Consider the following 15910-nt stretch of genomic DNA (forward strand, 5'->3'; position numbering starts at 1 on the left):
GAATGAGAAAAACAAAACAACAACTAGAAAAAATCACCAAATATTCGATTCGTAAGCTAACTGTTGGGGTAGGTCCTGTAGCCATCGGGGCCTTCCTTTTTGGTGCTAGTACTCTTTCAGTAGATAAGGTTCAAGCCAATGAAGTTGGCGGTGCTCATAGTGTTCATTACCGTTATTTGGCGGAGCAGGAATTGACCGAGTCTGAAAAAGCCCTGATTCATCATGAGGTTCCTACAGAATTTCAAGATGATGATATTCTTTATGTAGTTTATCGCAAGAAGGCGACTACCAGTCAACAACTTCCTTACACAGGAAGCAAGGAAGTCGCTCTAGCAGGTCTTGGCTTGGCAACAGCTTCTCTAGCAGTCTTTTTGGTGTCTAAAAAAGGTCGTAGAGAAGTTCTAGGTGTTCTATTGATTGGTTCTTTAGGAGCCAGTACCTTTGTACCTTATGGGACATTCGCATTTGAAAATAAAGAATTGCTTTCTTATAACCAAACTATTTCAGCCTCTACACATGAAGGCTTGGCTGAAGGGATTATCCACATTGATGGCTATGAATACATTGGCTACTTCAAGGAAGCAGAACTCCATCCATTAAGACCAGATTCAGCAGAACAGCCTCAGTTTCCAGTAGAAAAGCAAAATGCAAATGAAATCGAGAAAACAGAAGTCGTTCAAGAAAGACCTGCTGTTGCTCCAGAAACTATCGTTGAGAATCCAGTAGTAGAGACTCCAGTTGCTCCTGCTATTGAAGAAAAACCAGTTTCTGAGAAGCCTCAGACAATACAGGAAGAGAGCTTGGTGGAGATTCCTTTTGAAACAATCACAAGCCCAGATGCGAATCTAGCAGAAGGACAGACTCATATCGTCACAGCTGGAGTAAAGGGTCAGCGTCGCCTTGTAAGCAAAGTTTCAATGGTCAACGGTCAAGAAGTTAGAGAAGTCATCGAAGACCAAGTAGTCCAAAATCCTGTGTCGCAAGTCATTGCAGTCGGAACGAAGAAAGAGGTGCAACCTGCTCCAACTCCAGTACCACAAGCTGAACCAACGCATCAGGTAGCTAAAGGGACGCAAGAGGAAGGTAAAACTGGCCAAGCCTTAACACAACCTGAATTGCCAGAGGCTCCAGTTGAAGTAAAAGGAACTCAAGAAGAAGGTAAGGTAGGACAAGCTCTGACGCAACCAGAACTACCAGAGTATCATGAAGCCAAAGGTGTTCAAGAAGTAAAAGAAGGCGAGAAGCAAGGCCAAGCTTTAGTACAGCCAAAACTTCCTGAATATAAAGAACCAGTTTCAACAAAGGGAACTCAAGAACCTGGTCAAGAAGGTCAAGCACCAGTACAAGAAGTAAACCCAGAATATAAAGTAACAACAGGTACAGTTGAGAAGTCTACCGAAAGTGAATTAGATTTCACAACAGAAGTAGTTCCAGACGATACAAAATATGTGGATGAAGAAGTAGTTGAAACCCCTGGTTCTAAAGGTATCCAAGTTACGAAAACAACTTACGAAACAGTTGAAGGTGAAGAAACAGATAAAGTCCTTTCTACAACTACAGAAGTGAAAACTCCTGCCGTTTCTAAAGTCGTTAAAAAAGGAACGAAACCACTTGAAGGAACAACAGTTGAAACAAGAGAAGAAGTCATTCCTTTTGAAACAAAAGAACAAGAAGATGACACTTTAAAACGCGGAACAAGACAGGTAGCTCAAGAAGGTGTAAACGGTAAGAAACAAATTACTGAAACCTATAAAACGATTCGTGGAGAAAAAACAAATGAAGCTCCAACAGTAGAAGAAACAGTTCTTCAAGCACCTCAAGATAAAATTATTAAGAATGGTACAAAAGGTTTAGGAAAACCAACCTTAGAATGGGCTAAAACAGAAAAAGATGTCTTGAAGAAGAGTGCTACAGCTAGTTATACATTGACTAAGCCAGCTGGAGTAGAAATCAAATCGATTAAAGTAGCTCTGAAAGATAAGACTGGACAAGTTGTTAAAGAAGTAACGGTAGCTGAAAATAATTTAAACGCTACTTTAGACAAATTGAAATATTATCAAGGTTACACTCTATCTACTACAATGGTTTATGATCGTGGAGAAGGCCTAGAAACTGAAACATTAGAAGATAAAGAAATTCAGTTAGACCTTAAAAAAGTTGAAATCAAAAATATCAAAGAAACAAGCTTGATGAGTGTGGACGCTGATGGAAACGAAACAGATACTAGTTTGCTTACAGAAAAACCAGCTGATGTTGCTCCCTTATATTTGCGTGTAACCACTCATGATAACAAAACAACAAGACTTGCGGTAAGTTCTGTTGAAGAAGTTGTTGTTGATGGAAAAACATTGTACAAAGTTGTAGCAAAAGCTCCAGACTTAGTTCAACGTAGAGCTGATGATACACTAAGCGAAGAGTATGTACATTACTTTGAAAAACAATTACCAAAGATTGGAAATGTCTATTACAACTTTAAAGAACTCATTGAGGATATGCAAAAAGACCCAACTGGTGAGTTTAAACTTGGTGCAGATTTGAATGCTGCCAATGTTCCAACACCAAGTAAACAGTATGTAACAGGAACGTTTAAAGGTAAGTTGTCTAGTGATGGGGATAAGCGCTTTACAATTCATAACCTAGCGCGTCCACTATTCAACCGAGTTGAAAACGCTCATATTCATGACTTCAATCTAGGTAATGTCGATATCAACATGCCTTGGGCTAATAAGACAGCACCGCTTGGTGATATGTTTAAAAAGTCAACGATTGAAAATATTAAAGTGACAGGTAACGTAGTAGGTAACAATGATGTTACTGGTATGGTCAATAAACTGGATGAATCCAATATGCGTAATGTTGCGTTTATTGGTAATATTACAAGTGTTGGTAATGCAGGATGGTGGTCTGGTGGACTTGTAAGTGAAAGCTGGAGAAGTAACACAGACAACTCTTACATTGATGCATATATTAAAGGGAATAAAGCTAAGGTCGGTGGCCTGGTTGCTAAATTGAATCACGGTGATAACCCAATGGACGTTAGTGCATGGGGACGTCTGAAGAATTCCGTGGCAAAAGGTACGATTGATGTGAAAGAACCTCTTGAAACAGGTGGTCTGCTTCATTCTAACTGGTCGTGGGGGCTTGCTGAAAATAACGTTACCATGATGAAAGTGAAGAATGGTGGTGAGATTCTTTACGGTTCTCGTGATGCAGAGGATGATGATTACTTTGGTGCAAACTGGGTTCGAAATAATAATGTATTCGTCAATGGTGTAAGTGAAGGTAAACAATCATATTCTCGCTCTAGTCGTTGGAAGGGTGTTTCCCAAGAAGAAGCTGATGCCAGAATTGCTAAAATGGGAATTACTGCACATGAATATACAATAACTGAACATTTTGTAGATAAGTTAAACCATAAGGCAGCAAAAGCAGATACTTACAAATCTACTCAAGATTATGACGTATCTCGTGAACTTGCTTACCGTAATATTGAAAAACTTCAACCATTCTACAACAAAGAATGGATTGTAAATCAAGGTAATAAGATTCCTGCAGATTCTAAATTACTAAATACAGAAGTTTTATCTGTTACAGGTATGAAAGATGGACAATTTGTGACCGACTTATCAGATGCTGACCATATTATGATTCATTACGCTGATAAGACGAAAGAAATTAAGGCTATTACACAAAAAGAATCTAAGGTTCAACAAGTTCGTGAATATAGTATTGAAGGATTAGGTGATGTTGTCTATACACCAAACATGGTTGTTAAAGATCGTGCAAATTTGATTAATGGTATCAAAGCTAAATTAGCTTCTGTTGAACTTGATTCAGATGAAGTTCGTAAGATTAATAACAATCCTAAGATGTTATACATGGAGGAAAGCTTCAAAGAAGTTAAAGATAATCTTGATGCTTTAGTTAAAGCTTTAGTTGAAAATGAAGACCATCAATTAAATACGGACGAAGCAGCTAAACGTGCATTGATTAAAAAAGTTGAAGATAACAAAGCTAAAATCATGTTAGCTCTGGCTTACTTAAACCAATACTATGGAATTAAATTTGACGGATTAAATATCAAAAATATGATGACCTTCAAACCGGATTTCTACGGTAAGAACGTTAACGTACTTGATAGATTAATCAGCTTCGCATCAAATGGTAACAACCTAAAAGGTGATCAATCACACGATACATTTAACAGAGCTCTTGCAAGTGCTACTGGTAAAGCTAACTTACACGAATTCCTGAAGTACAACATGGAATTATTCACTAGTGAAACAGATATGAATACTTGGTTCAAGAATAACATTGCTGACAATGCTTATGTTGTTGAGAAACAATCATCAAATCCTGATTTTGCGAATAAGAAACATAAATTGTATGAAGTAATTAATAATGGACATCACGGACGTTATATTCTACCACTTCTGAATCTGAAGAAAGCGCATATGATTTTAATTACAACCTATAATACCATTGCGTTTAGTTCATTTGAGAAATATGGTAAGAATACGGCAGAAGAACGTGAAGCGTTCAAGAAGCAAGTTGATTTACGTGCGCAAGAACAAATTAATTATTTAGACTTCTGGTCAAGACTTGCTGCTGATAATGTACGTAATCAACTTCTTAAGAGTGAGAATATGGTACCATCTGCAATTTGGGATAATCATGATGTACCAGGTCTTGGTTGGGTTGACCGTATGGGACATACTAAGAATGGCGATTTTGCTCCAATTCGTGAATTCTATGGTCCGACTGATAAGTGGCACGGATACAATGGAATGGGTGCATACGCTTATATCTTCCAAAATCCACAACCACAAGAGGCTGTATATTACATCATCTCTAGCATGATTAGTGATTTTGGTACATCTGCATTCACTCACGAAACAACTCACATCAATGACCGTATGGCCTACTTAGGAACATGGCGTCACCGTGAAGGAACAGACGTTGAAGCCTTTGCTCAAGGTATGTTACAATCACCATCTGTCTCAAATCCAAATGGTGAGTATGGTGCCTTAGGATTAAATATGGCTTATGAACGTCAAAATGATGGTAATCAATGGTATAACTATAATCCTAATATGCTAGATAGTCGTCAGAAGATTGATCATTACATGAAGAACTATAATGAATCAATGATGATGCTTGATTACTTAGAAGCTGATGCGGTCATTAAGAAAAATGAAGGAACCAATGATAAGTGGTTCAAGAAAATGGATCGAGAATGGCGTTCGAATGCTGATCGTAACAGTCTAAAAGGTGAACCACATCAATGGGATAAACTTCGTGATTTAAATGATGAAGAGAAAAACATGAAGTTGACAACGATTGATCAATTGGTAAACAATAACTTTGTTACCAAGCATGGAATGCCTGGTAATGGACGTTATCGTTCAGAAGGTTTCGACACTGCTTATCAAACTGTTAATATGATGGCAGGTATCTATGGTGGTAACACAAGTAGAAGTACTGTAGGTTCTATTTCATTTAAACATAATACATTCCGTATGTGGGGTTACTTTGGTTATCTCGATGGTTTCTTAGGATACGCTTCTAATAAATATAAAGATGCTGCTAAGAAAGAGAACAATGGTTATGTTGGAGATGATTTCATCATTAAGAAAGTTTCAAATGGAAGATTCCAAAACTTAGAAGAATGGAAAACTGCTTGGTACCATGAAGTACATGAGAAAGCTCAAAAAGGCTTTGTTGAAATTGAAATTAATGGTGAGAAAATTTCAACTTATGCAAGGCTTCAAGAATTGTTTGATGAAGCAGTTGAAAAAGATCTCAAAGCGAATGGATTTGGAAATACAGTTGGTCTGAAAGAGAAAGTTTATAAACAACTCTTACAAAAATCTAATGGATTTGCTGGTGATTTATTCACTAAAGCATAATCAATAGTAAGAAAATAATAAAAAGGTAGATCAGCTTTGTCTGAATCTGCCTTTTTATGCTATACTTGAAATATGCATAGAAAAACAGTGATTGATTTTAGGGCTTTGGGAGAGAGATACACCTTTACCCAGCCCATTAAAGAGTTGAAAACGAGAAATGTAGCAGAAGTGGCAGATTTGCTGGCACAAGTGGAAAGCTACCAAGAGCAAGGCTATTATGTGGTGGGCTATGTCAGCTACGAGGCTGCACCTGCTTTTGAGGAGAAATTAGCAGTTCATAAAGCGCCTTTACTGGCAGAGTACCTGCTATATTTTACAGTTCATGATAGGGTAGAAACATCCTCTATTCCTCTGATTTATGACGAGGTTGATTTGCCTTCAAACTGGCAGGAAGTAACATCTGCAGCAGACTATGAAAAGGCGATTGCACAGATACATCATCATTTGCGGCAGGGAGACACCTATCAGGTCAACTACACCGTCCAACTCAAGCAAAAATTAAGTGCCAATCCTTTTGCCATCTACAATCGTATGGTAGTAGAGCAGGAGGCGGGCTACAATGCTTATGTTGAACATGACGAGATGGCAGTGATTTCCATGAGCCCAGAGCTCTTTTTTGAGCAAAATGACCGTGAGTTGACAACGCGACCAATGAAGGGAACGACTCAGCGTGGGGTAACTGACCAAGAAGATCTTGAACAGGCTAGTTGGTTGAAACAGGATCCCAAAAATCGCTCTGAAAACATGATGATTGTGGACCTCTTGCGCAACGATATGAACCGTATTTCTGAAGTGGGGAGTGAGCACGTGGAGCGTCTTTGTCAAGTAGAACAGTATTCAACGGTTTGGCAGATGACTTCGACCATCAAGAGTCGGTTGCGAGAGGATGTTGACCTTGTTGAAATCTTCCGTTCTCTCTTTCCTTGTGGATCTATAACGGGTGCACCGAAAATTGCGACTATGGAGATTATAAAGGACTTGGAGCCACAACCGCGTGGAGTCTACTGTGGAACGATTGGTCTCTTGCTTCCAAATGGACGACGGATTTTTAATGTGGCCATTCGGACCATTCAACTCTACAAGGGACAAGCTATCTATGGAGTTGGCGGAGGTATTACATGGGATAGCACTTGGGAATCTGAATACCGCGAGGTTCATCAAAAGGCAGCTGTTCTCTATCGTAAACAAGTTCGCTTCCAATTAATTACAACTGGAAAAATCAGCCAAAAACAACTGATGTTTGAAGAAGAACATCTGGAAAGGCTGAGAAAAGCTAGTCGGTATTTTGCCTTTCCATTTGATTCAGAAAACTTGAAACAAAAGATAGAGGAAGAGTGTCAAGCTTGTGATGATAATCAAGATTACCGTTTGCGTATTTCTCTCAGCAAATCTGGAGAGATAGAACTCAGTCGTCAAATCTTAACACCCCTTAGTCCAAGTTTTTGTCAGGCCAAACTTTGTCTGCAAGAAGCGGATTTGAATCAATCATTTACCTACTTCAAAACAAGCCACCGACCTCACTTGAGCCTAGGGGAACAGGAGAAGATTTACCATAATCAAAGAGGAGAATTGCTTGAAACCTCTATTGGAAATTTGGTTCTGAAGATTGATGGGAAACTCTATACACCATCTATCCGACTGGGAATCTTACCAGGAATTTACCGTCAACATTTGCTGGAAACAGGAGAGGTAGAAGAGAAAGTTTTGACCTTGGCAGATTTTGCCCAAGCAGAAGCCATCTATGGCTGTAACGCGGTGAGGGGCTTGTATGAATTGTCAGTAAGGGAGAACTAAATGAAACTAATATTTTTACATGGATTAGGCCAGTCAGCAGATAGTTGGAAAGAAGTGCAAGAGTTGCTTGTAGATTATCCTTCTGAAGCCCTAGAGTTATTTCCTTCTGGAGTTAGCAACTATCAACAAGCTAAAGAGCGAGTTTATCAGCATCTAGCTCAAGAGACAGAACCTTTTGTTTTGGTTGGATTGTCCTTAGGTGCTGCCCTGGCATTAGAACTATCTAGTTATGATTTACCAAATCTTCGAGCTTTGGTTCTATCAGGATGCCCGCTAAAATTAGCAGGGAATATCCTATTTTATGTTCAATTGCTGATATTTAAATTACTTCCCAAAAGAGTATTTGAAAAACAGGGAGCAGACAAAGCTCTTATGGTCGGAGTTTCTGAGGAATTGAAGACACTTGATTTAACTGATATATCAAGAACTTGTCCTTATCCAACCTTACTAATTTGTGGCAGCAAAGATAAACCGAATCTTAATTCTATGAGAAGTCTTCATAAACTAATATCAGAATCTCAATTTCAGATTATACCAGATGGTCCTCATGTCTTGAATAAGGCTAAACCAAAAGAGTTTGCTGAACAGATTAAACCTTTCCTTGAATTGCTGAAATAAGTTTGATAAAATAATAGTGAAATCGATAACATCGTTATAGGAGAAAGAAATGAATAAACGTCTATTTTTAAAAATGAGTCTGGCTACCTTGCCAGTTTTAGCCTTGTTTTCACAACCTGTGTTAGCAGAAGAAAACATTCATTTTTCTAGTTGTAAAGAAGCTTGGGCGAATGGATACGTAGATATTCACGAGGGGGATCCTGGTTATTCTGCCAAGTTAGATCGCGACCATGATGGTGTGGCTTGCGAATTGGAGAATGCCCCTAAGGGTGCCTTCAAAGCAAAACAAGAGACTACAACTCAAACTGATACAAGTTCAGCAACAACAAGTGGTTGGGTTAAGCAGGACGGTGCTTGGTACTACTTTGATGAAAATGGAAATCCAGTAAAAAATGCTTGGCAGGGAAGCTATTACCTGAAATCAGACGGAAAAATGGCCCAGAGCGAATGGATTTATGATGATTCTTATCAAGCTTGGTATTACTTGAAATCAGATGGTTCGTATGCTTATAGTACATGGCAAGGAAATTACTATTTGAAATCAGATGGTAAAATGGCTGTCAATGAATGGGTTTATGATGCTACTTACCAAGCTTGGTATTATCTAAAATCAGATGGATCTTATGTTTATAGTGCATGGCAAGGGAATTACTATTTGAAATCAGATGGTAAAATGGCTGTCAATGAATGGGTTGATGGTGGACGTTATTATGTTGGCGCTGATGGAGTTTGGAAGGAAAGTCAAGCAAATACAGCTTCTTCTAGTAATGATAGCAATAGTGAATATTCGACTGCTTTAGGAAAGGCAAAAAGTTATAATTCGTTATTCCACATGTCAAAAAAACGTATGTATAGTCAATTAACTTCTGATTTCGATAAATTTTCAAATGATGCAGCTCAATATGCAATTGATCATTTAGAAGCCGATTATAAATATAATGCCTTATTTAATGCTAAGAACTATAGAAAATTATTTAATATGTCTAAATCTGGTCTTTTCAATCAATTGACCTCTTATATAGATGGCTTTACAGAAGAGGAAGCTCAATATGCAATTGATCATTTAGATGATTAACAGATACTGTTAGGCGAAAAAATTCCTTATAATTCATTTACGCAAACCTTTGCATAAATGAGTGAATTTTGTTATACTATTACTGTAAGCATTTTCAATTAATTCATAATGAAAAAGGAGAATATGATGAGTCAAAAGATTATTGGGATTGACCTTGGTGGAACTTCTATCAAATTTGCAATCTTAACAACAGCAGGAGAAATCCAAGAAAAATGGTCTATCAAGACTAACATTTTGGATGAGGGAAGTCATATCGTAGATGATATGATTGAGTCTATTCAACACCGTTTGGACTTGCTTGGATTGGTGGCAGCGGACTTCCAAGGTATTGGAATGGGGTCACCAGGTGTGGTTGACCGTGAAAAAGGAACTGTTATTGGTGCCTACAACCTCAACTGGAAAACCCTTCAACCAATCAAAGAAAAGATTGAAAAAGCCTTGGGCATTCCATTTTTCATCGATAATGATGCCAACGTAGCAGCTCTTGGTGAGCGTTGGATGGGGGCTGGTGATAACCAACCAGACGTTGTTTTTATGACACTCGGTACTGGTGTTGGTGGCGGTATCGTCGCTGAAGGCAAATTGCTTCACGGTGTTGCTGGTGCGGCAGGTGAGCTTGGCCACATTTCTGTTGACTTTGACCAACCAATCGCATGTACTTGCGGTAAGAAAGGTTGCCTTGAGACAGTTGCTTCAGCAACAGGGATTGTCAACTTGACTCGTCGCTATGCTGATGAATACGAAGGCGATGCAGCCTTGAAACGCTTGATTGATAACGGAGAAGAAGTAACTGCTAAGACTGTCTTTGACCTTGCAAAAGAAGGAGACGACCTTGCTTTGATCGTTTATCGTAACTTCTCACGTTACTTGGGAATCGCTTGTGCTAATATCGGTTCAATCCTCAACCCATCAACAATCGTTATCGGTGGCGGTGTGTCAGCTGCAGGAGAATTCCTTCTACAAGGTGTTCAAAAAGTCTACGATGAAAATACTTTCCCACAAGTACGCACATCTACTAAATTAGCTCTTGCAACTCTAGGAAATGATGCTGGAGTTATCGGAGCAGCTTCACTTGTTTTACAATAAGATAGAAATGACAGAGCTTGGTGATTCATCAGGCTCTTTTTCAAGATCATTAACTTTTTGATTTTAGAAAGGAAATTTTAAATGAATAAGTCAGAACAATCCATGTTTGAATTGGCTTTGTCCATCGCAAAAAAAGCACATGAGGGACAATATGATAAGGCTGGAGTAGTTTATATCAAACACCCTCTTTTTGTAGCAAGTCTGGTCGATACGCAAGAAGAAAAAGCAGTCGCTCTATTGCACGATGTTCTTGAAGATAGCCCTTATACAGCAGAAGAACTAATATTGGCTGGTTTACCAGAGACTGTTGTTACTGCAGTGCAGGTACTGACCAAGAAAAAGGGACAAGATTATCAACAATATTTGGAACTTGTTAAATCGAATCCTATAGCACGTTGTGTCAAATTAGCAGATTTGAAACATAATTCAGATTTATCTAGACTTAGTTCTTTGACTGAGAATGATTTGGAACGATTAGAAAAATATAAAAAAGCGATTGATTATCTGAGCATGTAGAAAATCTTTTTTTATGCTATACTAGTTAGGACAATGAATGAGGTGAGAGAGAATGACAAAAGCAGATACTATTTTTAAAGAAAATATTGAACGAATCCTCAAAGACGGTGTCTTTTCTGAGCAGGCTCGTCCTAAGTACAAGGATGGGACTGTTGCTAATTCCAAGTATGTAACGGGTGCCTTTGCAGAGTATGACTTAGCAAAAGGGGAATTCCCCATCACAACCTTGCGTCCCATTGCAATCAAATCCGCCATAAAGGAAGTGCTCTGGATTTACCAAGACCAGTCAAATAGCCTAGAAGTTCTCAATGACAAGTACAATGTTCACTATTGGAATGACTGGGAAGTGGGTGATACAGGAACTATTGGTGAGCGTTACGGGGCGGTCGTTAAGAAACACGACATCATCAATAAGCTTCTCAAGCAGTTGGAAGCCAACCCTTGGAACCGCCGCAATATTATCTCTCTCTGGGATTACCAAGCTTTCGAAGAAACAGATGGGTTGCTCCCGTGCGCCTTTCAGACTATGTTTGATGTCCGCCGTGTAGATGGAGAAATCTATCTGGATGCGACCTTGACCCAGCGTTCGAACGATATGCTGGTGGCCCACCATATCAACGCTATGCAGTATGTGGCTCTTCAAATGATGATTGCCAAGCATTTTGGCTGGAAGGTTGGAAAGTTCTTCTACTTTATCAACAACCTCCATATCTATGATAATCAATTTGAACAAGCTCAGGAATTGCTCCGTCGTGAGCCATCAAACTGCCAACCACGCTTGGTTTTAAATGTTCCTGATGGGACTAGTTTCTTTGATATCAAAGCAGAAGACTTTGAGTTGGTGGATTATGACCCTGTCAAGCCACAGTTGAAGTTTGACCTAGCTATTTAAAAGAATAGAAAAAAGAAGTTGAGACAATGAATCCCAACTTCTTTTGTTTCTTAACGTGATACGCGGCGACGAGCTGCTTTTTTACGGTTTTCTTCGATGAAAGCTGCTTTTTGCTCTTCTGGTTCGATCACTTTCTTTTTAAATGCGTATACTGCACCTGCGACGGCAGCGACAGTTCCTGCGACACCTGTTACAAGACCTTTAGCGAATCCTTTAGCCATGAGTCTTCCTCCTTTATCTTCTTAATCAGCCAGCCTCCTCAAGAGGTCACATTTTTCTGACTGACCTTTTTGTGTTATAATAATAGTAACGAAAAAATGGGAATTTTTCAAGGAAAAAAGATGAAAACAAAAATAATTGTGATTGTTGGACCGACTGCAGTTGGAAAAACAGCCCTTGCCATTGAAGTTGCCAAGCGTTTTAATGGCGAAGTGGTTAGTGGAGATAGCCAGCAAGTCTATCGAGGACTTGATATTGGGACGGCCAAGGCTAGTCCAGAAGAGCAGGCAGCTGTTCCCCATCATTTAATCGATGTTAGAGAGGTAACCGAGTCTTACTCGGCTTTTGATTTTGTTTCAGAAGCTAAGATGGCTATTGAGGAAATTCATAGTCGTGGCAAGCTTGCCATTATCGCTGGTGGAACAGGACTTTACATACAGAGTCTACTAGAAGGATATCATCTCGGTGGAGAGACTCCCCATGAAGAGATTTTGGCCTATCGAGCTAGCTTGGAGCCCTATACAGATGAGGAATTAGCTCATCTTGTGGCGCAAGCAGGTCTTGAAATTCCCCAGTTTAATCGTCGTCGTGCTATGCGTGCCTTGGAAATTGCCCATTTTGGTCAGGATTTGGAAAATCAAGAGAGTCTATATGAACCGCTGATTATCTGCTTGGATGATGAACGCAGTCAATTATATGAGCGTATCAATCACCGCGTGGACTTGATGTTTGAGGCTGGGCTTTTGGATGAGGCTAAGTGGCTCTTTGACCATTACCCTGATGTGCAGGCTGCTAAAGGAATTGGCTATAAGGAACTCTTTCCTTATTTCCGTGGAGAGCAGACCTTGGAAGAAGCTAGTGAGAGTCTCAAACAGGCTACCCGTCGTTTTGCCAAGCGTCAGTTGACCTGGTTCCGTAATCGCATGCAGGTCACCTTTTATCAGATTGGAGAATCTGGTGTGCAAGACCGCATTTTAAGCCAGATAGAGGAGTTTTTAGATGATTGAAACGGAGAAAAAAGAGGAACGGGTTCTGCTCATAGGTGTGGAATTGCAGGGCATGGACAATTTTGATCTCTCTATGGAAGAATTGGCCAGTCTAGCTAAGACAGCTGGGGCAGTCGTAGTCGATAGCTACAGACAAAAACGTGAAAAATATGATTCCAAGACCTTCGTCGGCTCTGGTAAGTTAGAAGAAATTGCGCTCATGGTGGATGCAGAAGAAATTACCACTGTCATCGTCAACAACCGTCTGACCCCAAGGCAAAATGTCAATCTAGAAGAAGTTCTGGGTGTTAAGGTCATTGACCGTATGCAGTTGATTTTGGATATCTTTGCCATGCGGGCTCGAAGTCATGAAGGGAAACTCCAAGTCCACCTAGCCCAGCTCAAATATCTCTTGCCTCGCTTGGTTGGTCAGGGAATTATGCTCAGCCGTCAGGCAGGGGGAATTGGTTCCCGTGGACCTGGTGAAAGCCAGTTGGAGCTGAACCGTCGTAGCGTTCGCAATCAAATCACGGATATCGAGCGCCAGCTCAAGGTGGTTGAGAAAAATCGGGCGACTGTCAGAGAAAAACGTTTGGAGTCAAGCACCTTTAAGATTGGTTTGATTGGTTACACCAATGCTGGGAAGTCAACTATCATGAACACCTTAACCAGTAAGACCCAGTATGAGGCTGACGAGCTCTTTGCGACTCTGGACGCGACGACTAAGAGTATTCATCTAGGGGGCAATCTTCAAGTAACTTTGACAGATACCGTGGGCTTTATCCAAGATTTGCCGACAGAGTTGGTGTCCAGTTTCAAGTCAACCTTGGAAGAAAGCAAGCATGTGGATCTTCTGGTTCATGTCATCGATGCCAGCAATCCTTATCATGAGGAGCATGAAAAAACAGTCCTGTCCATCATGAAAGACTTGGATATGGAAGATATTCCTCGCTTGACCCTCTACAATAAAGCGGATTTGGTGGAGGATTTTACGCCTACCCAAACACCATACGCCCTCATTTCTGCCAAGTCTGAGGATAGTCGTGAGAATTTGCAGGCACTATTTTTAGAGAAAATCAAGGATATTTTTGAATCTTTTACCCTGCGCGTGCCTTTTTCAAAGTCCTACAAGATTCATGATTTAGAAAGTGTTGCGATTCTGGAAGAACGTGATTATCAGGAAGACGGCGAAGTGATTACAGGCTACATTTCTGAGAAAAACAAATGGAGGTTAGAAGAATTTTATGACTGATATTAAAACCTTAGCTCTAAAATATGGGGGCTATACAAGTCTAGACAAGGTCTATCTGGATCAACTTCTAGCTGGTAAAACAGAGCAAGAGCAGTTGGCACTGATCACTCCTCCGCCTAGCGTGGTCAATGCTTACTTTGCAGAACTCTACCAGAAAAAGAGTCCTGAGGTTGCGACGGATTATTTTTCGGAACTCAGTCAGGAATTAAACCTCTTCAATGCTGAACCTAGTTTCACCCTAGAAAACAAGCCTTTTATTCGACTTAATCTGTCTGGCAAATCCTTTGGTTTTTGTTATGAGAGTGAGGGTCTGGGTCGAATTTTCTCTGAAAATAAAGAGGTTATTTCAGAAGATTTGCTCTTTGAAATTGCGCAAATTTTCCCCCATCAACTGGTCTTTGAAGAGTCTGGTAAGATTTACATGAAGGCTGTCGGGGACGAGGAAGTTGTTAGCATGGAAAATATCACAGCTTTGACTGATTTAGAAATCTTAACTGATGGTCGCAAGCGTCTTAAAGGTTATAGCCAAGAGGATTTATTGCAAGAAGCTGTTGCTTTTTCTGGCAAGCGCTATTTCCGATCGGAAAACCGCACAGCCATGTTATATATTGATTAATTAGAAAGTATCGAATGGATATTCAATTTTTAGGAACGGGGGCAGGTCAGCCCTCTAAAGCCCGCAACGTTTCAAGTCTCGCCCTGAAACTCTTGGACGAGATTAACGAAGTCTGGCTCTTTGACTGTGGAGAAGGTACGCAAAATCGCATCCTGGAAACCACAATTCGACCACGTAAGGTCAGCAAAATCTTTATTACCCACCTACATGGAGACCACATCTTTGGCTTGCCAGGTTTCCTTTCTAGTCGTGCCTTTCAGGCCAATGAAGAGCAGACAGATTTGGAAATCTATGGACCTCAAGGAATCAAGTCATTTGTCTTAACCAGCCTTCGTGTGTCAGGTTCGCGCCTGCCTTACCGTATTCATTTTCATGAGTTTGACCAAGATTCTCTAGGAAAAATCCTTGAGACCGATAAATTTACGGTGTATGCAGAGGAGCTGGATCATACTATTTTCTGTGTTGGCTATCGTGTCATTCAAAAGGACTTGGAAGGAACGCTGGATGCTGAAAAACTTAAGGCTGCTGGTGTCCCATTTGGCCCACTTTTTGGAAAAATTAAAAACGGTCAGGACGTTGTTTTAGAAGATGGGACTGAAATCAAGGCGTCAGACTATATCTCAGCCCCACGTCCAGGTAAAATTATCACTATTCTGGGTGACACTCGCAAAACGGATGCCAGTGTGCGTCTGGCTGTCAATGCAGATGTCCTTGTCCATGAGTCCACTTATGGCAAGGGTGATGAAAAAATTGCTCGTAACCATGGCCACTCTACTAACATGCAAGCTGCACAAGTAGCGGTAGAAGCAGGAGCCAAACGCCTCTTGCTCAACCATATCAGTGCCCGTTTCCTCTCAAAAGATATCAGCAAGCTCAAAAAAGATGCTGCTAGCATTTTTGAAAATGTCCATGTGGTCAAAGACTTGGAAGAAGTGGAAATCTAAAAG

General features: G+C 40.2%; 11 protein-coding genes and 2 pseudogenes. 12 read left to right on the forward strand and 1 reads right to left on the reverse strand.

Features of this window, described 5'->3' with window-relative positions:
• Positions 1–2: 2 nt before the first annotated feature.
• The 8 genes and pseudogenes from RYK12_RS02585 to RYK12_RS02620 all read left to right on the forward strand — a co-directional run bounded on the left by RYK12_RS02585 (position 3) and on the right by RYK12_RS02620 (position 11890).
• The gene (locus RYK12_RS02585) at positions 3–5909 is read left to right on the forward strand and encodes a ZmpA/ZmpB/ZmpC family metallo-endopeptidase (RefSeq protein ID WP_314846753.1); all 5907 of its coding nucleotides are present in this window, start codon (positions 3–5) and stop codon (positions 5907–5909) included.
• Between the two features lie 72 nt (positions 5910–5981).
• Entirely contained in the window at positions 5982–7703 is a 1722-nt protein-coding gene (gene pabB, locus RYK12_RS02590; RefSeq protein ID WP_314846754.1) for an aminodeoxychorismate synthase component I, read from the forward strand.
• Entirely contained in the window at positions 7704–8321 is a 618-nt protein-coding gene (locus RYK12_RS02595) for an alpha/beta hydrolase (RefSeq protein WP_314846755.1), read from the forward strand.
• A gap of 49 nt (positions 8322–8370) precedes the next feature.
• Positions 8371–9243, forward strand: a pseudogene (locus RYK12_RS02600) (Ltp family lipoprotein); the annotation flags it as partial.
• 15 nt (positions 9244–9258) lie between these two features.
• Positions 9259–9396: pseudogene (locus tag RYK12_RS02605) on the forward strand (Ltp family lipoprotein); the annotation flags it as partial.
• A gap of 126 nt (positions 9397–9522) precedes the next feature.
• Entirely contained in the window at positions 9523–10482 is a 960-nt protein-coding gene (locus RYK12_RS02610) for an ROK family glucokinase (RefSeq protein WP_045612009.1), read from the forward strand.
• Between the two features lie 81 nt (positions 10483–10563).
• Positions 10564–10998 carry a GTP pyrophosphokinase gene (locus tag RYK12_RS02615; protein ID WP_314846758.1) on the forward strand — a complete coding sequence of 145 codons (435 nt, stop codon included), beginning with the start codon at positions 10564–10566 and terminating at the stop codon, positions 10996–10998.
• A 52-nt stretch (positions 10999–11050) separates the two neighbouring features.
• Positions 11051–11890: a thymidylate synthase gene (locus RYK12_RS02620; RefSeq protein WP_173307440.1), complete on the forward strand. Its 840-nt coding sequence runs from the start codon at positions 11051–11053 to the stop codon at positions 11888–11890.
• A 50-nt stretch (positions 11891–11940) separates the two neighbouring features.
• Here the strand turns inward: RYK12_RS02620 and RYK12_RS02625 are convergent, their stop codons facing one another.
• Positions 11941–12111: a DUF3042 family protein gene (locus RYK12_RS02625; protein ID WP_001051780.1), complete on the reverse strand. Its 171-nt coding sequence runs from the start codon at positions 12109–12111 to the stop codon at positions 11941–11943.
• A gap of 120 nt (positions 12112–12231) precedes the next feature.
• Here RYK12_RS02625 and miaA point away from each other — a divergent pair, with 120 nt between their 5' ends.
• Genes miaA through rnz form a run of 4 tightly spaced genes read left to right on the forward strand, consistent with a single transcriptional unit; the run spans position 12232 to position 15907 of the window.
• Positions 12232–13116: a tRNA (adenosine(37)-N6)-dimethylallyltransferase MiaA gene (miaA, locus tag RYK12_RS02630; RefSeq protein ID WP_261013666.1), complete on the forward strand. Its 885-nt coding sequence runs from the start codon at positions 12232–12234 to the stop codon at positions 13114–13116.
• Positions 13109–14347 carry a GTPase HflX gene (gene hflX, locus RYK12_RS02635; RefSeq protein ID WP_024057897.1) on the forward strand — a complete coding sequence of 413 codons (1239 nt, stop codon included), beginning with the start codon at positions 13109–13111 and terminating at the stop codon, positions 14345–14347. The genes miaA and hflX overlap by 8 nt, the downstream gene beginning before the upstream one ends.
• Positions 14340–14963: a cystathionine beta-lyase gene (locus RYK12_RS02640; RefSeq protein WP_314846759.1), complete on the forward strand. Its 624-nt coding sequence runs from the start codon at positions 14340–14342 to the stop codon at positions 14961–14963. Before hflX ends, RYK12_RS02640 begins: the two co-directional genes overlap by 8 nt.
• Positions 14964–14977: 14 nt before the next feature.
• On the forward strand, positions 14978–15907 hold the full coding sequence (rnz, locus tag RYK12_RS02645; protein ID WP_314846760.1) for a ribonuclease Z: 930 nt from the start codon (positions 14978–14980) through the stop codon (positions 15905–15907).
• Positions 15908–15910 lie beyond the last annotated feature (3 nt).

Origin of the sequence: uncultured Streptococcus sp. (assembly GCF_963518475.1) — a bacterium.
GTDB lineage: Bacteria > Bacillota > Bacilli > Lactobacillales > Streptococcaceae > Streptococcus.

Coding starts and splice junctions, on each gene's coding strand:
- hflX (WP_024057897.1), top strand. CDS start 13,109: ATGATTGAAACGGAGAAAAAAGAGGAACGGGTTCTGCTCATAGGTGTG.
- RYK12_RS02640 (WP_314846759.1), top strand. CDS start 14,340: ATGACTGATATTAAAACCTTAGCTCTAAAATATGGGGGCTATACAAGT.
- RYK12_RS02625 (WP_001051780.1), bottom strand. CDS start 12,111: ATGGCTAAAGGATTCGCTAAAGGTCTTGTAACAGGTGTCGCAGGAACT.
- RYK12_RS02620 (WP_173307440.1), top strand. CDS start 11,051: ATGACAAAAGCAGATACTATTTTTAAAGAAAATATTGAACGAATCCTC.
- RYK12_RS02610 (WP_045612009.1), top strand. CDS start 9,523: ATGAGTCAAAAGATTATTGGGATTGACCTTGGTGGAACTTCTATCAAA.
- pabB (WP_314846754.1), top strand. CDS start 5,982: ATGCATAGAAAAACAGTGATTGATTTTAGGGCTTTGGGAGAGAGATAC.
- miaA (WP_261013666.1), top strand. CDS start 12,232: ATGAAAACAAAAATAATTGTGATTGTTGGACCGACTGCAGTTGGAAAA.
- RYK12_RS02595 (WP_314846755.1), top strand. CDS start 7,704: ATGAAACTAATATTTTTACATGGATTAGGCCAGTCAGCAGATAGTTGG.
- RYK12_RS02585 (WP_314846753.1), top strand. CDS start 3: ATGAGAAAAACAAAACAACAACTAGAAAAAATCACCAAATATTCGATT.
- RYK12_RS02615 (WP_314846758.1), top strand. CDS start 10,564: ATGAATAAGTCAGAACAATCCATGTTTGAATTGGCTTTGTCCATCGCA.
- rnz (WP_314846760.1), top strand. CDS start 14,978: ATGGATATTCAATTTTTAGGAACGGGGGCAGGTCAGCCCTCTAAAGCC.